Origin of the sequence: Streptomyces sp. NPDC007896, from assembly GCF_042959425.1 — a bacterium.
Taxonomy (GTDB): Bacteria; Actinomycetota; Actinomycetes; order Streptomycetales; family Streptomycetaceae; genus Streptomyces.
In genome coordinates this window covers 1,314,131-1,334,596 of the sequence record NZ_JBIBKX010000001.1, presented here as the reverse complement: position 1 = coordinate 1,334,596, position 20,466 = coordinate 1,314,131, and the positions used below count along the sequence as shown (strand labels likewise).

At 70.6% G+C, this 20,466-nt stretch carries 18 protein-coding genes; 12 read left to right on the top strand and 6 right to left on the bottom strand.

Annotated elements, in window-relative coordinates:
• Positions 1-99: 99 nt before the first annotated feature.
• The 3 genes from ACFZDJ_RS06015 to ACFZDJ_RS06005 form a co-directional block, all read right to left on the bottom strand.
• Positions 100-297: an AlpA family transcriptional regulator gene (locus ACFZDJ_RS06015; protein ID WP_168508774.1), complete on the bottom strand. Its 198-nt coding sequence runs from the start codon at positions 295-297 to the stop codon at positions 100-102.
• A 406-nt stretch (positions 298-703) separates the two neighbouring features.
• Positions 704-1,702 (bottom strand): helix-turn-helix domain-containing protein, encoded by a 999-nt coding sequence (locus ACFZDJ_RS06010; RefSeq protein WP_391056406.1) that lies wholly within the window; start codon positions 1,700-1,702, stop codon positions 704-706.
• A 162-nt stretch (positions 1,703-1,864) separates the two neighbouring features.
• On the bottom strand, positions 1,865-2,794 hold the full coding sequence (locus ACFZDJ_RS06005) for a TIM barrel protein (RefSeq protein WP_391056404.1): 930 nt from the start codon (positions 2,792-2,794) through the stop codon (positions 1,865-1,867).
• A 122-nt stretch (positions 2,795-2,916) separates the two neighbouring features.
• Between ACFZDJ_RS06005 and iolC the strand changes: the two genes are divergently transcribed.
• From iolC to ACFZDJ_RS05960, 9 genes are all read left to right on the top strand, one after another.
• Entirely contained in the window at positions 2,917-3,900 is a 984-nt protein-coding gene (iolC, locus tag ACFZDJ_RS06000) for a 5-dehydro-2-deoxygluconokinase (protein ID WP_384905788.1), read from the top strand.
• On the top strand, positions 3,897-4,844 hold the full coding sequence (locus tag ACFZDJ_RS05995) for a deoxyribose-phosphate aldolase (protein ID WP_391056401.1): 948 nt from the start codon (positions 3,897-3,899) through the stop codon (positions 4,842-4,844). Before iolC ends, ACFZDJ_RS05995 begins: the two co-directional genes overlap by 4 nt.
• A 7-nt stretch (positions 4,845-4,851) precedes the next feature.
• Positions 4,852-5,712, top strand: coding sequence for a 5-deoxy-glucuronate isomerase (iolB, locus tag ACFZDJ_RS05990; RefSeq protein WP_391056399.1), 861 nt, complete (start codon positions 4,852-4,854; stop codon positions 5,710-5,712).
• Positions 5,709-7,592, top strand: coding sequence for a 3D-(3,5/4)-trihydroxycyclohexane-1,2-dione acylhydrolase (decyclizing) (gene iolD, locus ACFZDJ_RS05985; protein ID WP_391056396.1), 1,884 nt, complete (start codon positions 5,709-5,711; stop codon positions 7,590-7,592). Before iolB ends, iolD begins: the two co-directional genes overlap by 4 nt.
• A 14-nt stretch (positions 7,593-7,606) precedes the next feature.
• Positions 7,607-9,109, top strand: a complete 1,503-nt coding sequence (gene mmsA / locus ACFZDJ_RS05980; RefSeq protein ID WP_168508770.1) for a CoA-acylating methylmalonate-semialdehyde dehydrogenase — start codon at positions 7,607-7,609, stop codon at positions 9,107-9,109.
• Between the two features lie 445 nt (positions 9,110-9,554).
• The gene (locus ACFZDJ_RS05975; RefSeq protein WP_391056394.1) at positions 9,555-10,964 is read left to right on the top strand and encodes an amino acid permease; all 1,410 of its coding nucleotides are present in this window, start codon (positions 9,555-9,557) and stop codon (positions 10,962-10,964) included.
• Between the two features lie 172 nt (positions 10,965-11,136).
• Positions 11,137-13,794, top strand: a complete 2,658-nt coding sequence (locus tag ACFZDJ_RS05970) for an alpha/beta fold hydrolase (RefSeq protein WP_391056391.1) — start codon at positions 11,137-11,139, stop codon at positions 13,792-13,794.
• A complete protein-coding gene (locus tag ACFZDJ_RS05965; protein ID WP_391056389.1) occupies positions 13,791-14,654 on the top strand; it encodes an ABC transporter permease in 864 nt (287 codons plus the stop codon). The genes ACFZDJ_RS05970 and ACFZDJ_RS05965 overlap by 4 nt, the downstream gene beginning before the upstream one ends.
• Positions 14,655-14,828: 174 nt before the next feature.
• Positions 14,829-16,472 carry a von Willebrand factor type A domain-containing protein gene (locus tag ACFZDJ_RS05960; protein ID WP_391056387.1) on the top strand — a complete coding sequence of 548 codons (1,644 nt, stop codon included), beginning with the start codon at positions 14,829-14,831 and terminating at the stop codon, positions 16,470-16,472.
• A gap of 187 nt (positions 16,473-16,659) precedes the next feature.
• Here ACFZDJ_RS05960 and ACFZDJ_RS05955 read toward each other — a convergent pair whose 3' ends face one another.
• The 3 genes from ACFZDJ_RS05955 to ACFZDJ_RS05945 all read right to left on the bottom strand — a co-directional run bounded on the left by ACFZDJ_RS05955 (position 16,660) and on the right by ACFZDJ_RS05945 (position 18,015).
• Positions 16,660-17,067: a rodlin gene (locus tag ACFZDJ_RS05955; RefSeq protein ID WP_168508766.1), complete on the bottom strand. Its 408-nt coding sequence runs from the start codon at positions 17,065-17,067 to the stop codon at positions 16,660-16,662.
• A gap of 48 nt (positions 17,068-17,115) precedes the next feature.
• On the bottom strand, positions 17,116-17,400 hold the full coding sequence (locus tag ACFZDJ_RS05950; protein WP_391056384.1) for a hypothetical protein: 285 nt from the start codon (positions 17,398-17,400) through the stop codon (positions 17,116-17,118).
• Between the two features lie 204 nt (positions 17,401-17,604).
• On the bottom strand, positions 17,605-18,015 hold the full coding sequence (locus ACFZDJ_RS05945) for a rodlin (protein WP_391056381.1): 411 nt from the start codon (positions 18,013-18,015) through the stop codon (positions 17,605-17,607).
• 373 nt (positions 18,016-18,388) lie between these two features.
• Here ACFZDJ_RS05945 and ACFZDJ_RS05940 point away from each other — a divergent pair, with 373 nt between their 5' ends.
• The 3 genes from ACFZDJ_RS05940 to ACFZDJ_RS05930 all read left to right on the top strand — a co-directional run bounded on the left by ACFZDJ_RS05940 (position 18,389) and on the right by ACFZDJ_RS05930 (position 20,453).
• Complete coding sequence (locus tag ACFZDJ_RS05940) at positions 18,389-18,646, top strand: chaplin (protein ID WP_168508764.1); 258 nt, start codon at positions 18,389-18,391, stop codon at positions 18,644-18,646.
• 129 nt (positions 18,647-18,775) lie between these two features.
• Complete coding sequence (locus tag ACFZDJ_RS05935; protein WP_390927111.1) at positions 18,776-19,681, top strand: chaplin family protein; 906 nt, start codon at positions 18,776-18,778, stop codon at positions 19,679-19,681.
• Positions 19,682-20,213: 532 nt separating this feature from the next.
• Complete coding sequence (locus ACFZDJ_RS05930; protein WP_168508762.1) at positions 20,214-20,453, top strand: chaplin; 240 nt, start codon at positions 20,214-20,216, stop codon at positions 20,451-20,453.
• Positions 20,454-20,466: the final 13 nt, after the last annotated feature.

Below are 20,466 nucleotides of genomic sequence, written 5' to 3'. Positions count from 1 at the left end.
GGGGCCGTGCCCCGCACCCGGGCGAGGGGCGGGGCACAGCGCGTGGGCGCGGCGAGTGGACACCGTGCGTGCGTGTGGCGAGCGGGACGGGGCCCGTGGTCAGTCTCTTCGGCCGCGGTTTCCGGGGCGGGAGGCGACCCAGGCGCGGACGGTGTCCGCGTACCAGAAGGGCTTCCCGCTCTCCACGTGGTCGGGCGGCGGCAGCAGTCCGTGCTTGCGGTACGACCGCACGGTGTCCGGCTGCACCTTGATGTGCGCCGCGATCTCCTTGTACGACCAGAGCCTACGGTCGGTCATGGGTGGCACCTCCCTGCGCGCGTCGCGGCGGCGGCCGGGGGGTGGCCGTCGGGGGAGCCGGGCGCTGCGCTGGCGATCACAAAGCCTGCGCTCGTTGAACGAGACAGAGTGACCGCGGGGCAGGGCCTGTTGGACGGGTGTGACACAAGACCTGCGTACACGCGACATGTGTGACAGGGCGGTGGTCTTTGTGACACGCGTGACGCATTCGCGCCGAGAGGACCATAGAGCCGAGGGGACCGTCGAGGCGTATGCGCGTCGGGGGACCGGTGGCGGGCCGGGTGCGTCGTGCGTACGTGAGCGGTGGGCCGGACCCGCACTGGATCCGGCCCACCAGCTCCCCGCACCCCCTCGGAAGCCGCCCGCGTCCCCCCGTCGGATCAGCCGCCGGAAGTTCAGCCTGCAATCAACGGAGCCCACCGGTCTTGGAAAAAATCGCACCCCGGTCACTTTGATCGCTCCGGTCGGGGGAGAGCACCAGACTGGTCGCCTCCCCGGCCATCCGATCGGCCCCCGGCGGACCGGGCCGTGGAACCGGCTGAGCTCCGCGGGCCGCCGTGAACTCCCGCGGTGTGCACCCCGTCATCGCCCGGAACTCGCCGCTGAGGTGGGCCTGGTCGTAGAACCCGCAGGCCGCCGCCGTCTCGGCCTGTGAGCGGCCCGCGGCGAGCAGCCGCCGGGCCCGTTCCAGGCGCAGCACCCGGGCCGCCGCCTTGGGACCGAGCCCGATCTGCTCCCGGAAACGATTCTCCAACTGCCGTACGCTCCAGCCGACGTCCTCGGCGAGCCGGGCCACCGGCATCGCGCCCCAGGTCCGTTGCAACTGCGCCCACGCCCGCACCACCCGTGCCGAACCGGGCGTCCCCGCCGAGCGCCAGCGCACGAGGACGTCGTCCAGCAGTTCGAAGCGTTCCGGCCAACCCGGCAACGCGGCCAGCGCGGCGGAGAGTTCACCGACGCTCCGCAGACGGCGCCCGCTCGGACCCGCCTCCCGCGAGCCCAGTACATGCGGAAGCTCGTCGGGATCCAGGGTCCGGTCGGCGAGTTCGTACTGCGGTGTGCCGAAGAGTGTGAACGCGGCCCAGGGGGCGAGCAGCACCTCGACGCCCGCCAGCCGTCCGTCGTGTTCGCCGACGGCCGCGGTGGTGGTCGGTCCCGAGAACACCGACCTGAGGGTGACGGGGGGACGGCCCACGCGGGAGATGCGCAGGGGCTGTTCGAAGCCCAGCAACAGGGTCGCCGCGCCGATCGGCGCCTCCAGCCTGCGCCGTGGCCGGTCGAGCGCGAGCCGGAACCCGCGGTAGCTGATCACCCCGGGCCGCAGTCGTGGATGCGGCCGTGCGAGGGCCGTCTCCCAGGCACCGCCCGGCCCGTGCCCCGACCGCGAGACGATTCGCGTCACCATCGGCCCTCCCGCCGCCGCCCGCACCTGGGGAACACCCATGGTGCAACGCGGCGCAGTGAAGCCGGAAGGCCCGCCGAGCCCCGAGCTCTCGACGGGCCCCACGGCCCCCCCCGCGGAGGGTCAGGCTCCGCGGGACACTGTGAAGCGGTCACGGTGAAGCGGTCACGCTCCGCAGGACCTCAGGAACGCCCGGGTGCGCTGGGCGATCGGCAGCGGCTTGTCCGGCGGACACGGGTACATGTCCTGCTCGACGATGGCGAAGAGCTCGACGTCGAGCTTCTGGGCGGCGGCGAGGACGGGCTCGAGCGCCGGTACACCGGACGGCGGTTCGCACATCACGCCCTTGGCCACGGCGGGCCCGAACGGCACCTCGTTCGCCCGCACCTCGGCCAGGACCAGCGGATCCACCTGCTTGAGGTGGAGGTAGCCGATGCGCTCCCCGTAGGTCTCGATGAGCTTGACGTTGTCGCCGCCGCAGTACGCGTAGTGGCCGGTGTCCAGGCACAGCGACACCAGGGAGGAGTCGGTCGCGTCGAGGAAACGCGTGACGTTCTCCTCGCTGTCGATGTGCGTGTCCGCGTGCGGGTGGACGACGATCTTCAGCCCGTAGCGCTCCCGCACCTCATGGGCGAGCCGCTCGGTCTGAGCGGTCAGATTGCGCCACTGCGTCGGCGTCAGCGTGCTGTCCTCCAGCACCTCGCCCGTCTTGTCGTCCCGCCAGAACGCCGGGATGACGACGAGGTGCTCGGCGCCCATCGCCTGGGTGAGCGCGGCGATGTCCGAGACGTGCGCCCAGGTGGCGTTCCACACCTCGGGACCCCGGTGCAGCCCCGTGAAGACGGTGCCGGCCGACACGGTGAGCCCGCGCCGCGCGGTCTCCTCCTTGAGCAGGGCCGGATCCGTGGGCAGATAGCCGTAGGGGCCCAGCTCGATCCACTCGTACCCGGACTGGGAGACCTCGTCGAGGAAGCGCTGCCAGGGGACCTGCTGAGGGTCGTCGGGGAACCAGACGCCCCAGGAGTCCGGAGCCGAACCGATCCGGATGCGGGACAGTGAGGACTGAGGTGATGCCTGCGGTGACAACGACGTCATGGGCGTCAGCTTCGGGCGGCACGAGGGAGGTGTCAAGGCCTGGTCCGAATGTCCGGACAAACTGTTGACAGGGCTCCCCGCGCGGCGCTAGACCTTGGGGGAGCCGAAGCGAAGGGAACTCGATGGCGTACGACCTGATCACCATGGGGCGAATCGGTGTGGACCTCTACCCGTTGCAGACGGGGGTCCCGCTGGCGCAGGTGACGTCCTTCGGGAAGTTCCTGGGCGGCTCGGCGACGAACGTCGCGGTGGCCGCGTCCCGGCTCGGACGGCGTACGGCGGTGATCACGCGTACCGGTGACGACCCCTTCGGCGCGTACCTCCACGAGGCGCTGCGCGGCTTCGGCGTGGACGACCGCTGGGTCACCCCGGTCGCCGGGCTGCCCACTCCGGTGACGTTCTGCGAGATCTTCCCGCCCGACGACTTCCCGCTGTACTTCTACCGGCAGCCCAAGGCCCCGGACCTGGAGATCGACGCGCACGACCTCGACCTGGACGCCGTCCGCGAGGCGCGCATCTTCTGGGTGACCGGGACCGGCCTGAGCGAGGAGCCCAGCCGGACGGCGACGCTCGCCGCGCTCGCCCACCGCGCCAAGTCCGCCACGACGGTCTTCGACCTCGACTGGCGGCCCATGTTCTGGAACAGCACAGCCCGGAAGGGCACGGCCGGGAAGGCCCCCGAGGACTTCGCCCGGGCCTTCTACGCCGAGGCCCTGCGCCACACCACCGTCGCCGTCGGCAACCTCGACGAGGTCGAGATCGCCACCGGCGTCCGCGAACCGCATGCGGCGGCCGAGGCCCTCCTCGAGGCGGGCGTCGAACTCGCCGTCGTCAAACAGGGCCCCAAGGGCGTCCTCGCCGTCCACCGCGACGGCACCTCGGCCGAGGTCCCGCCCCTCCCGGTGACGGTCCTCAACGGCCTCGGCGCCGGTGACGCGTTCGGCGGCTCCCTCTGTCACGGCCTGCTCGCCGGCTGGGACCTGGAGCGGATCATGCGGCACGCCAACGCGGCCGGTGCCATCGTCGCCTCCCGGCTGGAGTGCTCCTCCGCGATGCCGACCCCCGAAGAGGTCGAGGACGCGCTCATGGCGGGAGCGGTCCGATGAGGGCGGGACGCGTGGGACACGAGGGCGGCGACGCCGTCGTTCCCTCCACTCCCGCCCCGCCCCGGGCCGTCGACGCGGCGGAGCTCGTCCGGCTCCGCGCCCACCGCCCCGAAGCCGTCGCCGAGGCCGCCGCGCGCCGCCCCCGCCGCCCCCTCGTGGGCGACCACGGGCGACTGATGATCATCGCCGCGGACCATCCGGCCCGCGGGGCGCTCGCCGTAGGCGACCGCAAGCTCGCCATGGCGAACCGCGCCGACCTGCTGGAACGGCTCTGCCTCGCGCTCTCCCGCCCCGGCGTCGACGGTGTCCTCGCGACCGCCGACATCCTCGACGACCTGCTGCTCCTGGGCGCCCTCGACCACAAGGTGGTCCTCGGCTCGATGAACCGCGGCGGCCTCCAGGGCGCCTCGTACGAGCTGGACGACCGTTTCACCGGCCACCGCCCGCAGGACATCGAGCGGCTCGGCTTCGACGCGGGCAAGCTGTTGCTGCGCATCGACTACGACGATCCGGGCTCGCTCAACACCCTGGAGTCCACCGCCCGCGCGATCGACGAGATGGCGGAGCGTCACCTCCCGGTCTTCGTGGAGCCGTTCCTCAGCCGCCGCACGCCGGAGGGCAGGCTGGTCAACGACCTGAGCGCCGAGGCCGTCATCAAGTCCATCGCCATCGCCAGCGGCCTGGGCGGCAGTTCGGCGTACACCTGGCTGAAGGTCCCCGTCACCGACAACCCGGACGACATGGCCCGGGTCATGGAGACCTCCACCCTGCCCGCCGTCCTGCTCGGCGGCGATGTCGGCGAGGACCAGGAGGGCGCGTACGAGAAGTGGCGCGGCGCGCTCCAACTGCCCACCGTGCAGGGCCTGGTCGTCGGCCGCTCGCTGCTCTACCCGGCCGACGGGGACGTGACCGCCGCGGTGGACACCGCCGTAGGACTGCTGTGAGGACCCGATGACGGACCCCAGGACGCACTCGACGACGGACGCGACCCGGAGCAGCGGCCTGTACGTGCCCAAGGGGGCCACCGCCGGCGGGCTGTACGCCGTCGACATCGACCCCAAGTACGCCGGCTGGACCCACAGCAGCCTGCGCGTGGTCGAACTCGGACCCGGCGGCACACACACCTTCACCACCGGCGACAGCGAGTGGATCGTGCTTCCGCTGGGCGGCGCCTGTACGGTGCGCACAGAGGACGAAGAGTTCCAAATCCTGGGCAGGGAAAGCGTGTTCGCGGGGGTCTCCGACTTCGCGTACGTGCCCCGTGACGCCCGGGCCCAGATCGCCTCCGGTGCGGGAGGCCGCTTCGCCCTGGCAGGAGCGAAGTGCGAGCGCCGACTCCCCGCCCGCTACGGCCCCGCGCCGGAGGTCCCCGTCGAAGACCGAGGCAGTGGCGACTGCGCACGCCAGGTGCGCAATTTCGCCTCCGCCGACGCCTTCGAGTGCGACAAGCTCATCGCCGTCGAGGTCATCACCCCCGGCGGCAACTGGTCCTCGTATCCGCCGCACAAGCACGACGAGCACCGGCCCGGTGTCGAGTCGGAGCTGGAGGAGATCTACTACTTCGAGATCGACGGCCCGAACGGATTCGGCTATCAGCGCGTATTCCCTTCGCGCGAGGGCGGATCCGACGTCCTCGCCGAGGTCCGCACCGGCGATGCCGTCCTCGTCCCCGACGGATGGCACGGCCCGTCCATCGCCCAGCCCGGCCACACCATGTACTACCTGAACGTGATGGCCGGACCGGGCGAGGAGAGGGAGTGGCGGATCTGCTTCCACCCGGGACATCTAGAGAGCACAGAGGGATACCGATGACCTCAACGACGAGGCTGACGGTCGCACAGGCGCTGGTGCGCTTCCTGGCCGCCCAGTACACGGAGCGGGACGGTGAGCGGCGGCGGCTGATCGGCGCCACCTGGGGCATTTTCGGTCACGGCAACGTCGCCGGACTCGGCCAGGCGCTGATCGAGTACGCCGACGAGATGCCCTACCACCAGGGCCGTAACGAGCAGTCGATGGTGCACGCGGCGGTCGGCTTCGCACGCCAGTCCAACCGGCTGTCGGCGCACGCCGTGACCACCTCCATCGGACCCGGCGCCACCAACCTCGTCACCGGCGCCGCCCTCGCGACGATCAACCACCTCCCGGTGCTCCTGCTGCCCGGCGACATCTTCGCGACCCGCCCCGCCGACCCGGTCCTCCAGCAGCTCGAAGTCCCCTACGCGGGCGATGTGTCGGTCAACGACTGTCTGCGCCCGGTGTCGAAGTACTTCGACCGCGTCACCCGGCCCGAGGCGCTGATCCCCGCCGCCCTGCAGGCCATGCGCGTGCTCACCGACCCGGTCGAGACCGGCGCCGTCACGCTCGCGCTGCCGCAGGACGTGCAGGCGGAGGCGTACGACTGGCCGGAGGAGTTCTTCCAGGAGCGGATCTGGACCGTGCGCCGTCCGGCGGCCGACGCCTGCGAGCTGGCTGCCGCCGTCACGGCGATCCGCGAAGCCCGGCGCCCGCTGATCGTCGCGGGCGGCGGGGTCCACCACAGCCGCGCCGAGGACGTGCTCGCCGAACTCGCCGCCGCCACCCGCATCCCCGTCGCCTCCACTCAGGCGGGCAAGGGATCACTGAAGTGGGACCACCCGCAGGATGTCGGCGGCGTCGGCCACACCGGTACGGCGACCGCGGACGAGCTCGCCCGTACCGCCGACCTGGTGATCGGCGTCGGCACCCGCTACACCGACTTCACCACCGCCTCCGGCACCCTCTTCTCCGCCTCGAACGTCCGCTTCCTGAACCTCAACATCGCGCCGTACGACGGTCACAAGTTGTCGGGGATCCCGCTGATCGCGGACGCGCGGGCCGGCCTTGAGGCGCTCACCGAGGCGCTGCTGCTGCACGACCACCGCGTCGAGCCCGCGTACGCCATCGAGTACACGGACGACAAGGAGCGCTGGGAGTACCGCGTCGACGCGGCGTACGAGGCCGAGGACATCGACATCCGGCCCACCCAGCCGCAGGTCCTCGGGGTCCTCGACGAGATCGTGACCGAGGACGACATCCTGATCAACGCGGCCGGCTCGCTCCCCGGTGACCTGCACAAACTGTGGCGGTCCCGGTCGCGCGACCAGTACCACGTCGAGTACGGCTACTCGTGCATGGGCTACGAGATCCCGGCCGCGATCGGCGTCCGGATGGCGGCCCCCGACCGGCCCGTGTGGGCGCTGGTCGGCGACGGCACCTACCTGATGATGCCGACCGAGATCGTCACCGCCGTGCAGGAGGGCGTCGCGATCAAGGTCCTCATACTCCAGAACCACGGATACGCCTCCATCGGCGGCCTCTCCGAGTCCGTGGGCGGCGAGCGGTACGGCACCGCGTACCGCTACCGCTCCGAGGACGGTGCGTACACGGGGGCGCCGCTGCCCGTCGACCTCGCCGCCAACGCGGCCAGCCTCGGCATGCGGGTGCTGCGTGCGAAGACCGTCCGTGACCTGCGGTCGGCCCTTGCCGAGGCGCGCGCCGCGGACACTCCCACATGTGTCTACGTGGAGACCGAAACGGCAGACACAGTGTCGGGCGCGCCCCCGGCCCAAGCCTGGTGGGATGTACCTGTGGCCGAGACCGCGACCCGATCGTCGGCGGTCAAGGCACGCGAGGAGTACGACCGGCACGTCGCCGCCCGACGCCGCCATCTGTGAAGGAGTTTTTGGCCATGACGAAGACCGTCAACCACTGGATCGGTGGCAAGACTGTCGAGGGTGCGTCGGGTACGTACGGGCCGGTCACCGACCCGGCGACCGGCGCCGTGACCACCCAGGTCGCCTTCGCGACCGTCGACGAGGTGGACGCCGCGGTCGCCGCGGCCAAGGACGCGTACACGACCTGGGGCCAGTCCTCGCTGGCCAAGCGGTCCACGATCCTCTTCAAGTTCCGGGCGCTGCTCGACGCGAACCGGGACGCGATCGCCGAGCTGATCACCGCCGAGCACGGCAAGGTGCACTCGGACGCGCTCGGCGAGGTCGCGCGCGGTCTGGAGATCGTCGACCTGGCGTGCGGGATCACCGTGCAGCTGAAGGGCGAGCTGTCGACCGAGGTGGCCTCCAAGGTCGACGTGGCGTCGATCCGGCAGCCGCTGGGCGTCGTCGCGGGCATCACGCCGTTCAACTTCCCGGCCATGGTGCCGATGTGGATGTTCCCCATCGCCATCGCGTGCGGCAACACCTTTGTGCTGAAGCCGTCCGAGAAGGACCCGTCGGCCGCCATGAAGGTCGCCGAGCTGCTCGCCGAGGCCGGTCTGCCCGACGGTGTCTTCAACGTCGTCCACGGTGACAAGGTGGCCGTCGACCGCCTCCTGGAGCACCCGGACGTCAAGGCGGTGTCCTTCGTCGGCTCGACCCCGATCGCCCGTTATATCCACACCACGGCCTCCGCGAACGGCAAGCGCGTGCAGGCCCTGGGCGGCGCCAAGAACCACATGCTGGTCCTCCCGGACGCGGACCTGGACGCGGCCGCGGACGCCGCCGTGTCGGCCGCCTACGGCTCCGCCGGTGAGCGCTGCATGGCCATCTCCGCCGTCGTCGCGGTCGGCTCGGTCGGCGACGCGCTGGTGGAGAAGATCCGTGAGCGCGCCGAGAAGATCAAGATCGGTCCCGGCAACGACCCGACCTCCGAGATGGGTCCGCTGATCACGGCCGTGCACCGCGACAAGGTGGCGTCCTACGTCACGGGCGCGGCGGCGCAGGGCTCCGAGGTCGTCCTCGACGGCACCGGGTACACGGTCGAGGGGTACGAGGACGGCCACTGGATCGGCCTCTCGCTGCTCGACAGGGTGCCGGTGACCTCGGACGCGTACAAGGACGAGATCTTCGGCCCGGTGCTGTGCGTGCTGCGCGTGGACACCTACGAGGAGGGTGTCGCGCTCATCAACGCCTCGCCCTTCGGCAACGGCACCGCGATCTTCACCCGGGACGGCGGCGCCGCCCGCCGCTTCCAGCTGGAGGTCGAAGCGGGCATGGTCGGCGTGAACGTGCCGATTCCGGTGCCCGTCGGCTATCACTCCTTCGGCGGCTGGAAGGACTCCCTCTTCGGGGACCACCACATCTACGGCAACGACGGCACGCACTTCTACACCCGCGGCAAGGTCGTCACCACCCGCTGGCCCGACCCGGCCGACGCCCCGACGGGCGTGGACCTGGGCTTCCCGCGCAACCACTGAGCGACCTCCTGGTGCCCCGCCCCCCGTCCCGGGGGGCGGGGCACCGCCATGCTCGGCTCCACTGTTCGCCAGGCGTCCCGGAGTGCGGACCAATCCTGGTGAATTTCGAGGTCTCGACTGCGGTTCTCGTCATGAGGTGATGAAACGGATAGCAGAGGCAATTTGCTGTCTTTGCCTTTGAAAGCAAGGTCACACTCCGATGGGTCTTGATGATTGCAACATGTAGGCGTCGGGGCCTGGGAAAGTGATGTGACCTGCGTCGCTTGGCCGGTGCGGATTCCGTAGGTAAACGGCCATTGACGCAACGGTTTCCGTCAAGGTTCCATCAGCGTCGGGAGCGGACGACGAGATGAACGACGCGAGCCGCCGGAGGCGATAGCGCTCCCGCCCGAATCACCTGACGCAAGAGTCGTCTTCTGACGCATAAGTCGATCGGAACCGCTTCATGACCGACACGCTCCGCCCTGTCGAGCAGGCCCTGCCGGAAGCCGCCCCCACGGCCTCCGGGAGCCCCCAAAAGCTCAAGCGTTCCATCGGTATCGTCGGCGGCACCCTGCTGACGCTCTCGTGCGTGACGCCCGCCTCCACGCTCTTCGTGGTCGTGCCCGACCTGTTCTCGTCCCTCGGCACGGCGACCGCGCTCACCATCGCGATCGGCTCGCTCCTCTGTATCGCCGTGGCGTTCTGCTACTCGGAGCTGGGCACCCTCATCCCCAGCGCGGGCGGCGAGTACGCCATGGTGTCGACGATGGCCGGACGACTCGCGGGCTGGCTGGTCTTCGTGCTCTCCCTCCTCGTCGTCATGATCGTGCCGCCGGTGATCGCGATGGGCACGGCGGACTACCTGGCGCCGATCGTGCATCTCAACCCGTCGATGGCGGGCGCGGGCGTGATGCTCCTGGCCACCCTCGCGGGCCTGCTCGACCTGCGGGCCAACGCCTGGATCACCGGTGTCTTCCTCGTCCTGGAGGTCATCGCGGCCGCCGTCGTGGCGGTGCTGGGCTTCACGCACAGCCAGCGCGGCGTCGGCAGCCTCACCTCGATGCAGGTCGCGGGCTCCGGCGGCCACACGGACACCGTGACGGCCATGCTCGTGGTCTCCGGACTCGCGATCGCCCTCTTCATCACCCAGGGCTTCTCGACCGCGGTCTACCTCTCCGAGGAACTGGAGGACCCGCGCCGCAACGTCGCCCGTACGGTCCTGGCCACCCTCGCCATCTCGACCGTGATCATCCTCGTCCCCGTCGTCGCGATCACCATGGGCGCCTCGGACCTGTCCACCCTCACCGGCGGCGACATCAGCAGCATGGTCACCGCCTGGTCCAACTCCGCCGTCGGTACCTTCGTCAGCCTCTGCGTCGCCCTCGCGATCATCAACGCGGGCATCGTCATGGTCATCCAGAACTCCCGGGTGCTGTTCGCCTCCGCCCGTGACAAGGCCTGGCCCGAGTCGATCAACCAGGGCCTTTCCCGCCTCGGCCGCTTCGGCTCCCCCTGGGTCGCCACCCTCGTGGTGGGCGTCCCCGGCGCCCTCCTCTGCTTCGTCAACCTGGACACCCTGTACGGCGTCACGGGCGTCTCGGTGACGGCCATGTACCTGCTCGTCGCGGTCGCCGCCCTGCTCGCCCGACGCGGCCAGCACCGCCACACCCCGGCCTGGCGCATGCCGCTGTGGCCCGCGATGCCGGTGCTCCTGATCGCGGTCCTCGCCTACATCCTGAGCCAGCAGGAGATGACCTACCTGCTCTGGACCGGCGGCATCACAGCCGTCGCCACCCTCTACTGGGCCTTCTACCTCCGCCCGCGCCGCGAGACCCGCTGGCTGGTGTCGATCCCGGAGGACGCCCAGGCCTGAGCCCTCCGGGGTTCACACGAAGTCCCACGTCACCACCGCGCTCGTGAAGATGCCCGAGAGGGCACGTACCACGGGCGCGGTATGCGGGGAGGGCCTCGTACGCCCGGAGGAGGGGCGCGGGTTCAGACCGGCGGCTGCCTTCGCTGTCGGTGGCGGCCCGTACCGTTGACACATGGATCTTCGACTGCCCCGACTGCGCGGGCCCGCACAGCGAGGGCGCCGACGGTGGTTCGCCGCCGCGGCCGCCGTCGTCGTGCTCGTCGGCGCCGGTACGTGGACCGCTGTCGCCTCGGACGACGGACCGGCCGTCCACCGCACCGACCGTGTGATGACCACGGGCGCCGGGGTGAACATCGACACGTCGTACTTCACCGCGGGCTCCGGCCGCCGCCCCGCCGTGCTCCTCGGGCACGGATTCGGCGGCAGCAAGGACGACATGCGGCGGGAGGCGGAGCAACTCGCCCGCGACGGGTACGCGGTGCTGACCTGGTCGGCGCGCGGCTTCGGCCGTTCCACCGGCAAGATCGGGCTGAACGATCCCAAGGGCGAGGTCGCCGACGTCTCCAAGCTCATCGACTGGCTGGCCAAGCGGCCCGAGGTCCGGCTCGACAAGAGCGGCGACCCGCGCGTGGGAGTGGCCGGAGGCTCGTACGGCGGCGCGATCTCCCTGCTGGCCGCCGGGTACGACAAGAGGGTCGACGCGATCGCCCCCTCGATCACGTACTGGAACCTGGCGGACGCGCTCTTCCCGAACGACGTGTTCAAGAAACTCTGGGCCGGCATATTCATCAACTCCGGCGGCGGCTGCGGCCACTTCGAGGCGCAGCTGTGCGCGATGTACAACCGGGTGGCGGAGTCGGGGAAGCCGGACGCCCAGGCGCGCGCTCTGCTGGAGGAACGCTCGCCGTCGGCCGTCGGCGACCGCATCAAGGTGCCCACCCTCATCCTGCAGGGCCAGACCGACTCCCTCTTCCCGCTCGGCCAGGCCGACGCGATGGCCAAGGCGATCAGGGCCAACGGCGCGCCCGTGGACGTCGACTGGATCGCCGGCGGGCACGACGGCGGCAACCCGGAGACGAGCCGCGTCGAGGCCCGTGTCGGCTCCTGGTTCGACCGCTATCTGAAGGACGACAAGAACGCCGACACCGGTCCCGCCTTTCGCGTCACCCGCACCGGCGGCATCGACTCCACCGACGGCGCCGCGAAGCTGCGGGGCGCGAGCGGGGACGTCTACCCCGGCCTGGAGAGCGGCAAGCACACCATCGCGCTGAGCGACGGCCGACGCGAGCAGAGCTTCCAGAATCCCGCGGGCGCGAGTCCGCCCGCGATCTCCGCCCTCCCCGGAATCGGCGGCACCGGCGGCCTGTCCCAGCTGTCCGCGCTCGGGCTCGGGGTGTCCCTCGACTTCCCGGGCCAGTACGCGCAGTTCGACTCCTCGGCACTCCGCGGCGACCTGCGAATCACCGGGGCGCCGACCGTGACCGTCCACGTCCGGTCGAGCACCGACGACGCGGTCCTCTTCGGGAAGGTGTACGACGTCGGGCCGGGCGGCACCCAGCAGGTACTGCCCTCGCAGCTGGTGGCGCCCGTGCGGGTGACCGGCGCGAAGGCGGGCAAGGACGTCACGATCGTGCTGCCCGCGATCGACCACGACGTCCAGAAGGGCCACCGGCTGCGCCTGGTCCTCGCCTCGACGGACCTCGGCTACGCCTCACCGGCGGCCCCGGCGACGTACACGGTCTCCCTGAAGAGCGACCTGCACGTGCCCACCGCATCCGGCGTGAAGACCGCCGCCGCTGTGCTGCCCTCATGGGTGTGGTGGCTGCCCCTGGCCGGCGCGCTGGCCGCCGCCGCACTCCTGCTGACCGGCCGTCGTCGTACGGCTCCGGTCGCGCCCGACCCCGAGCTCGCCGAAGTCCCGCTCCAGATCACCGACCTGAGCAAGCGGTACGCGAAGTCGGCGGACCGGTACGCGGTACGGGACCTGTCGTTCCGCGTGGAGAAGGGCCAGGTCCTGGGCCTGCTGGGGCCGAACGGCGCGGGCAAGACGACCACGCTGCGCATGCTGATGGGCCTCATCAAGCCCGACGGCGGCGAGATCCGCGTCTTCGGGCACGCGATCCGGCCGGGCGCCCCGGTGCTCTCCCGGGTCGGGGCGTTCGTCGAGGGCGCGGGCTTCCTGCCGCACCTCTCGGGCCGCGAGAACCTGGAGCTGTACTGGCAGGCGACGGGTCGTCCGGCCGAGGACGCCCACATGGAGGAGGCGCTGGAGATCGCGGGCCTGGGCGACGCGCTGGCCCGCGCGGTCCGCACCTACTCCCAGGGCATGCGCCAGCGCCTGGCCATCGCCCAGGCGATGCTGGGCCTCCCGGACCTCCTCATCCTCGACGAACCGACCAACGGTCTCGACCCGCCCCAGATCCGCGAGATGCGCGAGGTCATGATCCGCTACGCCGCCGCGGGCCGCACGGTCATCGTCTCCAGCCACCTGCTGGCCGAGGTCGAGCAGTCCTGCACCCACCTGGTGGTCATGGACCGCGGCCGGCTCATCCAGGCCGGCCCGGTGAGCGAGATCGTCGGCTCCGGCGACACCCTCCTCGTCGGTACGGGCGCGCCCGTGGAGGGGCCGGTCGTCGAGAAGATCGGCGCGCTGCCCGGCGTGGCCTCGGCCGTCGCGGCCGAGGGCGGGCTGCTGGTCCGCCTCGACGAGGGCGGCAGCGCCGAGCGCCTGCTCGTGGAGCTCGTACGACTGGAAGTCCCCGTGCGGTCGGTGGGCCCCCACCGACGGCTGGAAGACGCGTTCCTCACCCTGATCGGAGGTGCCGCATGAGCACGCTCGTCGAACGGGCCGAGACGGCGGACGGGTACCGGGCGCGGCACACGCTGCCGCTCCGCGTCGAACTGCTGCGGCAGTTGAAGCGGCGCCGCACGCTCGTCATGGGCGCGATCCTCGCGGTGCTGCCCTTCGTGCTCGTCGTCGCCTTCGCGATCGGCGGTGACCCGGGCTCGCGCAACGGGCAGGTCACCCTGATGGACACGGCGACCGCGTCGGGCGCCAACTTCGCCGCGGTGAACCTCTTCGTCTCCGCGGGCTTCCTCCTGGTCATCCCCGTCGCGCTGTTCTGCGGGGACACGATCGCCTCCGAGGCGAGCTGGTCCTCGCTGCGCTATCTGCTCGCGGCCCCCGTACCGAGGGCCCGGCTGCTGTGGTCCAAGCTCACCGTCGCGCTCGGCCTCAGCCTCGCCGCGATGGTGCTGCTGCCGATCGTCGCTCTCGCGGTGGGCACGGCGGCGTACGGCTGGGGGCCGCTGGAGATCCCCACCGGCGGCGCGCTCTCCGCGGGCACCGCGGCCCAGCGGCTCCTCGTGGTCATCGCGTACGTCTTCGTGTCCCAACTGGTGACGGCGGGGCTCGCGTTCCGGCTGTCCACCAAGACGGACGCACCCCTGGGCGCGGTCGGCGGCGCGGTCGGCCTGACGATCGTGGGGAACGTCCTGGACGCGGTCACCGCCCTCGGCCACTGGCGCGACTTCCTGCCCGCGCACTGGCAGTTCGCCTGGGCCGACGCCATCCAGCCCAACCCGGAGTGGGGCGGCATGATCCAGGGCGCCGCGATTTCGATAACGTACGCCCTCGTCCTGTTCGCCCTGGCCTTCCGGGGTTTCCGGCGCAAGGACATCGTGTCGTAGATCTCCGGAGCGTCACCTACCGGTCTCGACGACCGCCCTTCGTGGCCGCTTCGAGATCCATCCGCAACGCTCCGTAGCGCACATCCGGGCCCCCTCGGGCGTCACAGTCACAGACGTCGGCCCAAGGACGTCGGCAGACAGCCGGCGGACAGGCGACTCACCGAGGGGGCACGGATGACACGGACGGGGAACGACGAGCACACAGGGCGACCGCGGCGGCGGCCGAGGACCGGGCGGCGGCGGCGACCGGTCGCCATCCTGATCGGCCTGACGCTCGCGGGCGGCCTGCTCCTCACCGGCTGCGGCGCGGGCGAGAGCAACGGTTCCTCGACGGACGGTTCGAACAAGTCCGGCGGACGCGGGTTCCCGCAGCCCGCCCCGAACCGGACCTCCGGCACCTGGCAGGGCGAACAGAAGGACACGCCGACGGGCGACGCGAGCCGCGAGTTCGCACCGTCCCCCGACTACCTCTCCACCTTCGCCCTCGACGTCGACACCGCCTCCTACGGCTACGCCCGCCGCGCCCTCGCCGACGGCCGGCTGCCCGACGCGTCGACCGTCCGCCCCGAGGAGTTCGTCAACAGCTTCCGGCAGGACTACCGGCGCCCCGACGGCAACGGCTTCTCGGTCACCGTCGACGGCGCCCGCACCCGGGAGAAGGGCTGGTCGCTGGTCCGCGTCGGCCTCGCCACCCGCCCCCAAGTTCTCGACTCCGCTCGAACAGGGGGGACCCCCACCGCCGCCCAGAGCGGTGAGCGCCCGCCCGCCGCCCTCACCTTCGTCATCGACATCTCCGGCTCCATGGGCGAGCCCGGCCGACTCGACCTCGCCAAGGACGCCCTCGGCGTGATGACGGACCGGCTGCGCGACGACGACTCGATAGCCGTGGTCACCTTCAGCGACGAGGCCCGGACCGTGCTCCCGATGACCCGCATCGGCCACCACCGCGACCGCATCTACGACGTGATCAGGGGACTGGAACCGACGGAGTCGACCAACCTCGGCGCGGGCGTGCGCACCGGGTACGCCACGGCCGTCAAGGGTCTGCGCGAGGGCGCCACCAACCGCGTCGTGCTGATCTCCGACGCCCTCGCCAACACCGGCGAGACCGACGCGGACGCCATCCTCGAGAACATCTCCACCGCCCGTCGCGAACACGGCATCACCCTCTTCGGTGTCGGCGTGGGCAGCGAGTACGGCGACGCCCTCATGGAGCGCCTCGCCGACAAGGGCGACGGCCACACGACGTACGTCTCGACCATCGAGGACGCCCGCAAGGTCTTCTGCGAGCAGCTCCCGCAGAACATCGACCTCACGGCCCGCGACGCCAAGGCACAGGTCGCCTTCGACCCGGAGACCGTCAAGCAGTTCCGGCTGATCGGATACGACGACCGTCAGGTCGCCGACGAGGACTTCCGCAACGACCGGGTGGACGGCGGCGAGATCGGCCCCGGCCACACGGTCACCGCCCTCTACGCGGTCCGTACCAGGCCCGGCGCCTCCGGCCATCTCGCCACCGCGAGCGTCCGCTGGCTCGACCCCGACACCCGCGCCCCGCACGAGGAGTCCGGCCAACTGGAGACCGGCTCCCTCGACAAGGACCTGTGGACCTCCTCCACCCGCCTCCAGGTCGACGCCGTGGCCGCGTACTTCGCCGACGACCTGCGCAGGGGCGACGACAACAGGAGTCCGCTCCCCGGCGCCCTCCCGCTGGGCGAACTCGCCGACCGCGCACACCGGGTGGCGTCCGCCGCGGAGGACAAGGCGGTGGACGACCTGGCGGACTCGGTGGAGCGGGCGAGTGGACTCATGGGATAGCGGCGGCGGTAAGGACTTGGCGGCCGGATGCGGTCTCCCGTGCCGAGTCCGTCCGTGCGTTCGCTCCGAGGCGGTATTGGGGAAGTGAGCGGCGAAGGGTGGTTCGCCGACGACACCAAGAGGGCCACCGAGTACGCGAAGAGCGGGCCGCCGAGGTGCTCGGCGGCCCGCTCTCGCGGTGCTGGGATCAGCTGTTGTTCGTGCCGTTGCCCGACAGGACCGGGATGTCGTCCAGGATGTGCGACAGCGGTTCGTCGCCCTTGGCCTGGGTGGAGTTCTCGACGCACTGCTGGTTCTGCGGGGACGACAGGACCGGGACGTCCTGGACGGCGATCGGGACGACCCCGACGAGCGAGCCCACGTTGGCCTTCGCGGGCAGGCCGACGCAGGGCTTGTTCAGCGAGCCCTGGATGAGCGCCATCTGAGGGCTCATGCTGCCGTAGGTCGCCGAGTTGCCGAACGACTGCGAGGCGCCGTAGCCGCTGACGGAGGTCGTGCCACCGTCGTCGCCGATCGCCAGGGCCTGGGGGGCGGCCGCGGCCGAGATACCGGCGACAGAAGCGGCGATAGCCGCGGTTGCCCACAGCTTCTTCATGTTCATTCCCTTCGGAAAGCGGACTCCTGTTGGGGAGCTGCATGATCATCAACTGGGCAGACCGCCCAAGGGTTGCGGGTAGTGCCCCATTTGGCCCAGCATGTGGGGCGTTCGCCCCGTCACCCGACACGCCAGTGAGCTCCACTGAACCGACACGTAGTGGTCGATCTGGCCGACGCGTGGCGGATCGCTCGGCCGGGGTCGCTCCTTGGGCAGGATCGGCGGACTCTCCTCGCGCGGCTTCCAGACGGGCGCCAGGTCCATCAGCGTCTCGATGTGGAAACCCGGGCCGGTCCGGGCGGCGCCGAGCAGTGTGCGGCCGATCCGCGCCATCGCCACCGCATAGGTCAGGACGTGCCTGCCCCGTGGCCTGTGCAGCGCCGCGACCAGGAACTCCGTTGTCGAGATTCGCCGGACACGGCGGGGGCCGTCTCTTCGACACGTGACTCGTGACGTGACTCGGCAAGTGAATGGTCACGTGAAGAAGATGGGCCGGCGGGCCGCCGAGAGTTCTGCGGCCCGCCGACGGAAAGAGCGCTACTTGTTGCCGACACCGTTGCCGGACAGGACCGGGATCTGGTCCAGGATGTGCGAGAGCGGTTCGTCGCCCTTGGCCTGGGTGGAGTTCTCGACGCACTGCTGGTTCTGCGGGGCCGACAGGACCGGGACGTCCTGGACGGCGATCGGGACGACGCCGACGAGCGAGCCCGCGTTGGCCTTCGCGGGCAGTCCGATGCAGGGCTTGTTCAGCGAGCCCTGGATGAGCCCCATCTGCGGGCTCATGTTCCCCGTGGTCGCCGAGTTGCCGAACGACTGGGTGGCACCGACGCCGCTGACGGACGTCGTCCCACCGTCATTCCCGATCGCCAGCGCCTGCGGCGCGGCAGCAGCGGAAGCGCCGACGGCGCAAACGGTGACCGCGGCGGCGGTCATAACCTTCTTGATCACTGGCTGGATCCATTCTGAAGAAACCCCGTCCATCGGAGCGCCTTGGTTCAACCGCCGCGGACGCCCTTGGTTGCTCCCATTCACCCTGATGGCCCAATAGGGCTGATCGGGTGAATCACCGAAACCAGTCCAGGACCGCAAGGAGTCGTTCAGGTCCTGTCGGCCCCGCGGAACGTATTTAAGGGAACCGTTCCTTCTCGTAAGGGTGTTCGTGTGCACCTCGGTGCCGATTCGAGTACGGGGCGATTCGAGTGAATTCCCAAGCGGCGCACGTTCTTTAGTTTCTTCGGACGGTCCTCCATCGTTTACAGACTGCAGGTCGTGGTGCGAGCCGCTCAAGGTGTGCTCGCTCGGTTTCGGCCGTCATAGGGCCATGACCGCAGAGAAGGGAAATTACGTGAAGCACAAGAAGAGCGCTGCTGTTGTCGCCGGCGCGATCATGGCCCTGGGGATGGGTGCCCCGGCCTTCGCGGACGCCGGTGCCCAGGGTTCCGCCGTCGGATCGCCGGGTGTCCTCTCGGGCAATGTGATTCAGGTCCCCATTCACGTCCCCGTCAACGTGTGCGGCAACACGGTCGACGTCATCGCCCTGCTGAACCCGGCGTTCGGCAACAGCTGCGCCAACGGCTGACGCGACAGCACCAGCCATCCCGGCTGGACCACGGTCGGCCTTGGGTCGCTCTTTCGGCCCCAAGGCCGGCTTTCCTCACTTCTTTCAAGCAGGAAGACAACGAGATTGCGACAGAACCTGAGTAGGGGAATGGTCGTGGCCGCGGCCGCGACGAGCATCCTGTCCCTGTACGGCACCCCCGTGTTCGCGGACTCGCACGCGGACGCCAGCGCTATGGACTCACCCGGCGTCGCGTCGGGCAACAGCGTTCAGGTTCCGGTGCACGTGCCGGTGAACGCCTGCGGCAACACTGTCAACGTGATCGGCGCGCTCAACCCGACCTTCGGGAACTCCTGCACCAACGGCTCGGGTTCGCAGGGCGGCTCCTCCGGCTCCACGGCGTCCGGCAGGACCCAGGGCTCGCCCGGCGTCCTGTCGGGCAACCACGCCCAGGCCCCGGTGGACGTTCCGGTGAACGCGTGCGGCAACTCGGTCGACGTCATCGCCCTGCTGAACCCGGCGTTCGGCAACAGGTGCGGGAACGAGCCTGGGGGCAACGTCACCACCCCGCCGGTGACGCCTCCGACTGTCCCGCCGGTGACCCCTCCCAGCACCACGCCTCCGACCGTTCCGCCGGTGACGCCTCCGACCGTTCCGCCGGTGACCCCTCCCAGCACCACGCCTCCGACCGTTCCGCCGGTGACGCCTCCGACTGTCCCGCCGGTGACGCCTCCGACCGTTCCGCCGGTGACGCCTCCGACTGTCCCGCCGGTGACGCCTCCGACCGTTCCGCCGGTGACGCCTCCGACCGTTCCGCCGGTGACGCCTCCGACCGTTCCGCCGGTGACGCCTCCGACTGTCCCGCCGGTGACGACACCTGTCACCCCCTCGCGGACCGTCCGGCAGGCGATCCTGCCCGTTTCTCCCTCCGAGAATGCGCCCACCCTGGCGCACACCGGCAGTGAGAACGTGCTCGGGGCCTCGGCCGCCGGCGTCGCGCTGCTGATCGGCGGAGCCGTCCTGTACCGACGAGGTCGAGTCGCCTCCCGCCGGTAGTACGACGCTCTGGGTGCCGGACGCTTCGCCGCGCCCGGCACCCAATTGTGCTGTCCCCTTTGTCCTTCCGCTCCTTGGCGCCGACCTGGATGCGCATGACCGCGTCCCGCCCGTGCCGGTCCGCGAATGCTGGGACCCGCTCGCCGCCCGGGCCCGCGCGCAGCCGCCGCCGTAACCCTGGGCCCCGAAGCCCGAACCCCGAGGCTGCGATGAGGCGTTCGGTCTCCAGGTGGCCCGGTGCACCGTGCCAGTTCCTCCACGAGGTCCAACTCCCGTTGGATGGCTGAGGTCTGATTCCAGGTCGGTATTCCGAGCCTGATTCCGGCATCCCCTGGCAAGGAGTTGCGAGAGGTTTTCGGCTCCAGCCACTCACTGCGTTTGTCGGTTAAATCTCATGAATGTATCGGAATGGTGGGGTTCGGTGGTGGTGAGATCACTCCTTTGGAGGCGCAACTCGTGCGTGTCCTGCGCGTTGATTCCAGCACCGGGCATCTCGCCCGGACGTTGTGACGATTCCAAGGAGCACTTCTCCATGTCGCGTATCGCGAAGGGCCTGGCCCTGACCTCCATTGCCGCCGCTGCCGTGGCGGGCACCGCCGGCATCGCTGCCGCCGACAGCGGCGCAACCGGCTCGGCGGCCCAATCCCCTGGCGTCCTGTCGGGCAACGTTCTGCAGGTGCCCATCCACGTTCCGGTCAACGTCTGCGGGAACACCGTGAACGTCGTCGGTCTGCTGAACCCCGCGTTCGGCAACACCTGCGCCAACGGCTGACGTCAGCGCCAAC

Coding starts and splice junctions, on each gene's coding strand:
- mmsA (WP_168508770.1), top strand. CDS start 7,607: ATGACGAAGACCGTCAACCACTGGATCGGTGGCAAGACTGTCGAGGGT.
- ACFZDJ_RS06015 (WP_168508774.1), bottom strand. CDS start 297: ATGACCGACCGTAGGCTCTGGTCGTACAAGGAGATCGCGGCGCACATC.
- ACFZDJ_RS05970 (WP_391056391.1), top strand. CDS start 11,137: ATGGATCTTCGACTGCCCCGACTGCGCGGGCCCGCACAGCGAGGGCGC.
- ACFZDJ_RS05955 (WP_168508766.1), bottom strand. CDS start 17,067: ATGAAGAAGCTGTGGGCAACCGCGGCTATCGCCGCTTCTGTCGCCGGT.
- ACFZDJ_RS06010 (WP_391056406.1), bottom strand. CDS start 1,702: ATGGTGACGCGAATCGTCTCGCGGTCGGGGCACGGGCCGGGCGGTGCC.
- ACFZDJ_RS06005 (WP_391056404.1), bottom strand. CDS start 2,794: ATGACGTCGTTGTCACCGCAGGCATCACCTCAGTCCTCACTGTCCCGC.
- ACFZDJ_RS05930 (WP_168508762.1), top strand. CDS start 20,214: ATGTCGCGTATCGCGAAGGGCCTGGCCCTGACCTCCATTGCCGCCGCT.
- ACFZDJ_RS05950 (WP_391056384.1), bottom strand. CDS start 17,400: ATGGCGCGGATCGGCCGCACACTGCTCGGCGCCGCCCGGACCGGCCCG.
- ACFZDJ_RS05965 (WP_391056389.1), top strand. CDS start 13,791: ATGAGCACGCTCGTCGAACGGGCCGAGACGGCGGACGGGTACCGGGCG.
- ACFZDJ_RS05975 (WP_391056394.1), top strand. CDS start 9,555: ATGACCGACACGCTCCGCCCTGTCGAGCAGGCCCTGCCGGAAGCCGCC.
- iolC (WP_384905788.1), top strand. CDS start 2,917: ATGGCGTACGACCTGATCACCATGGGGCGAATCGGTGTGGACCTCTAC.
- ACFZDJ_RS05995 (WP_391056401.1), top strand. CDS start 3,897: ATGAGGGCGGGACGCGTGGGACACGAGGGCGGCGACGCCGTCGTTCCC.
- ACFZDJ_RS05960 (WP_391056387.1), top strand. CDS start 14,829: ATGACACGGACGGGGAACGACGAGCACACAGGGCGACCGCGGCGGCGG.
- iolB (WP_391056399.1), top strand. CDS start 4,852: ATGACGGACCCCAGGACGCACTCGACGACGGACGCGACCCGGAGCAGC.
- ACFZDJ_RS05940 (WP_168508764.1), top strand. CDS start 18,389: ATGACCGCAGAGAAGGGAAATTACGTGAAGCACAAGAAGAGCGCTGCT.
- ACFZDJ_RS05935 (WP_390927111.1), top strand. CDS start 18,776: ATGGTCGTGGCCGCGGCCGCGACGAGCATCCTGTCCCTGTACGGCACC.
- iolD (WP_391056396.1), top strand. CDS start 5,709: ATGACCTCAACGACGAGGCTGACGGTCGCACAGGCGCTGGTGCGCTTC.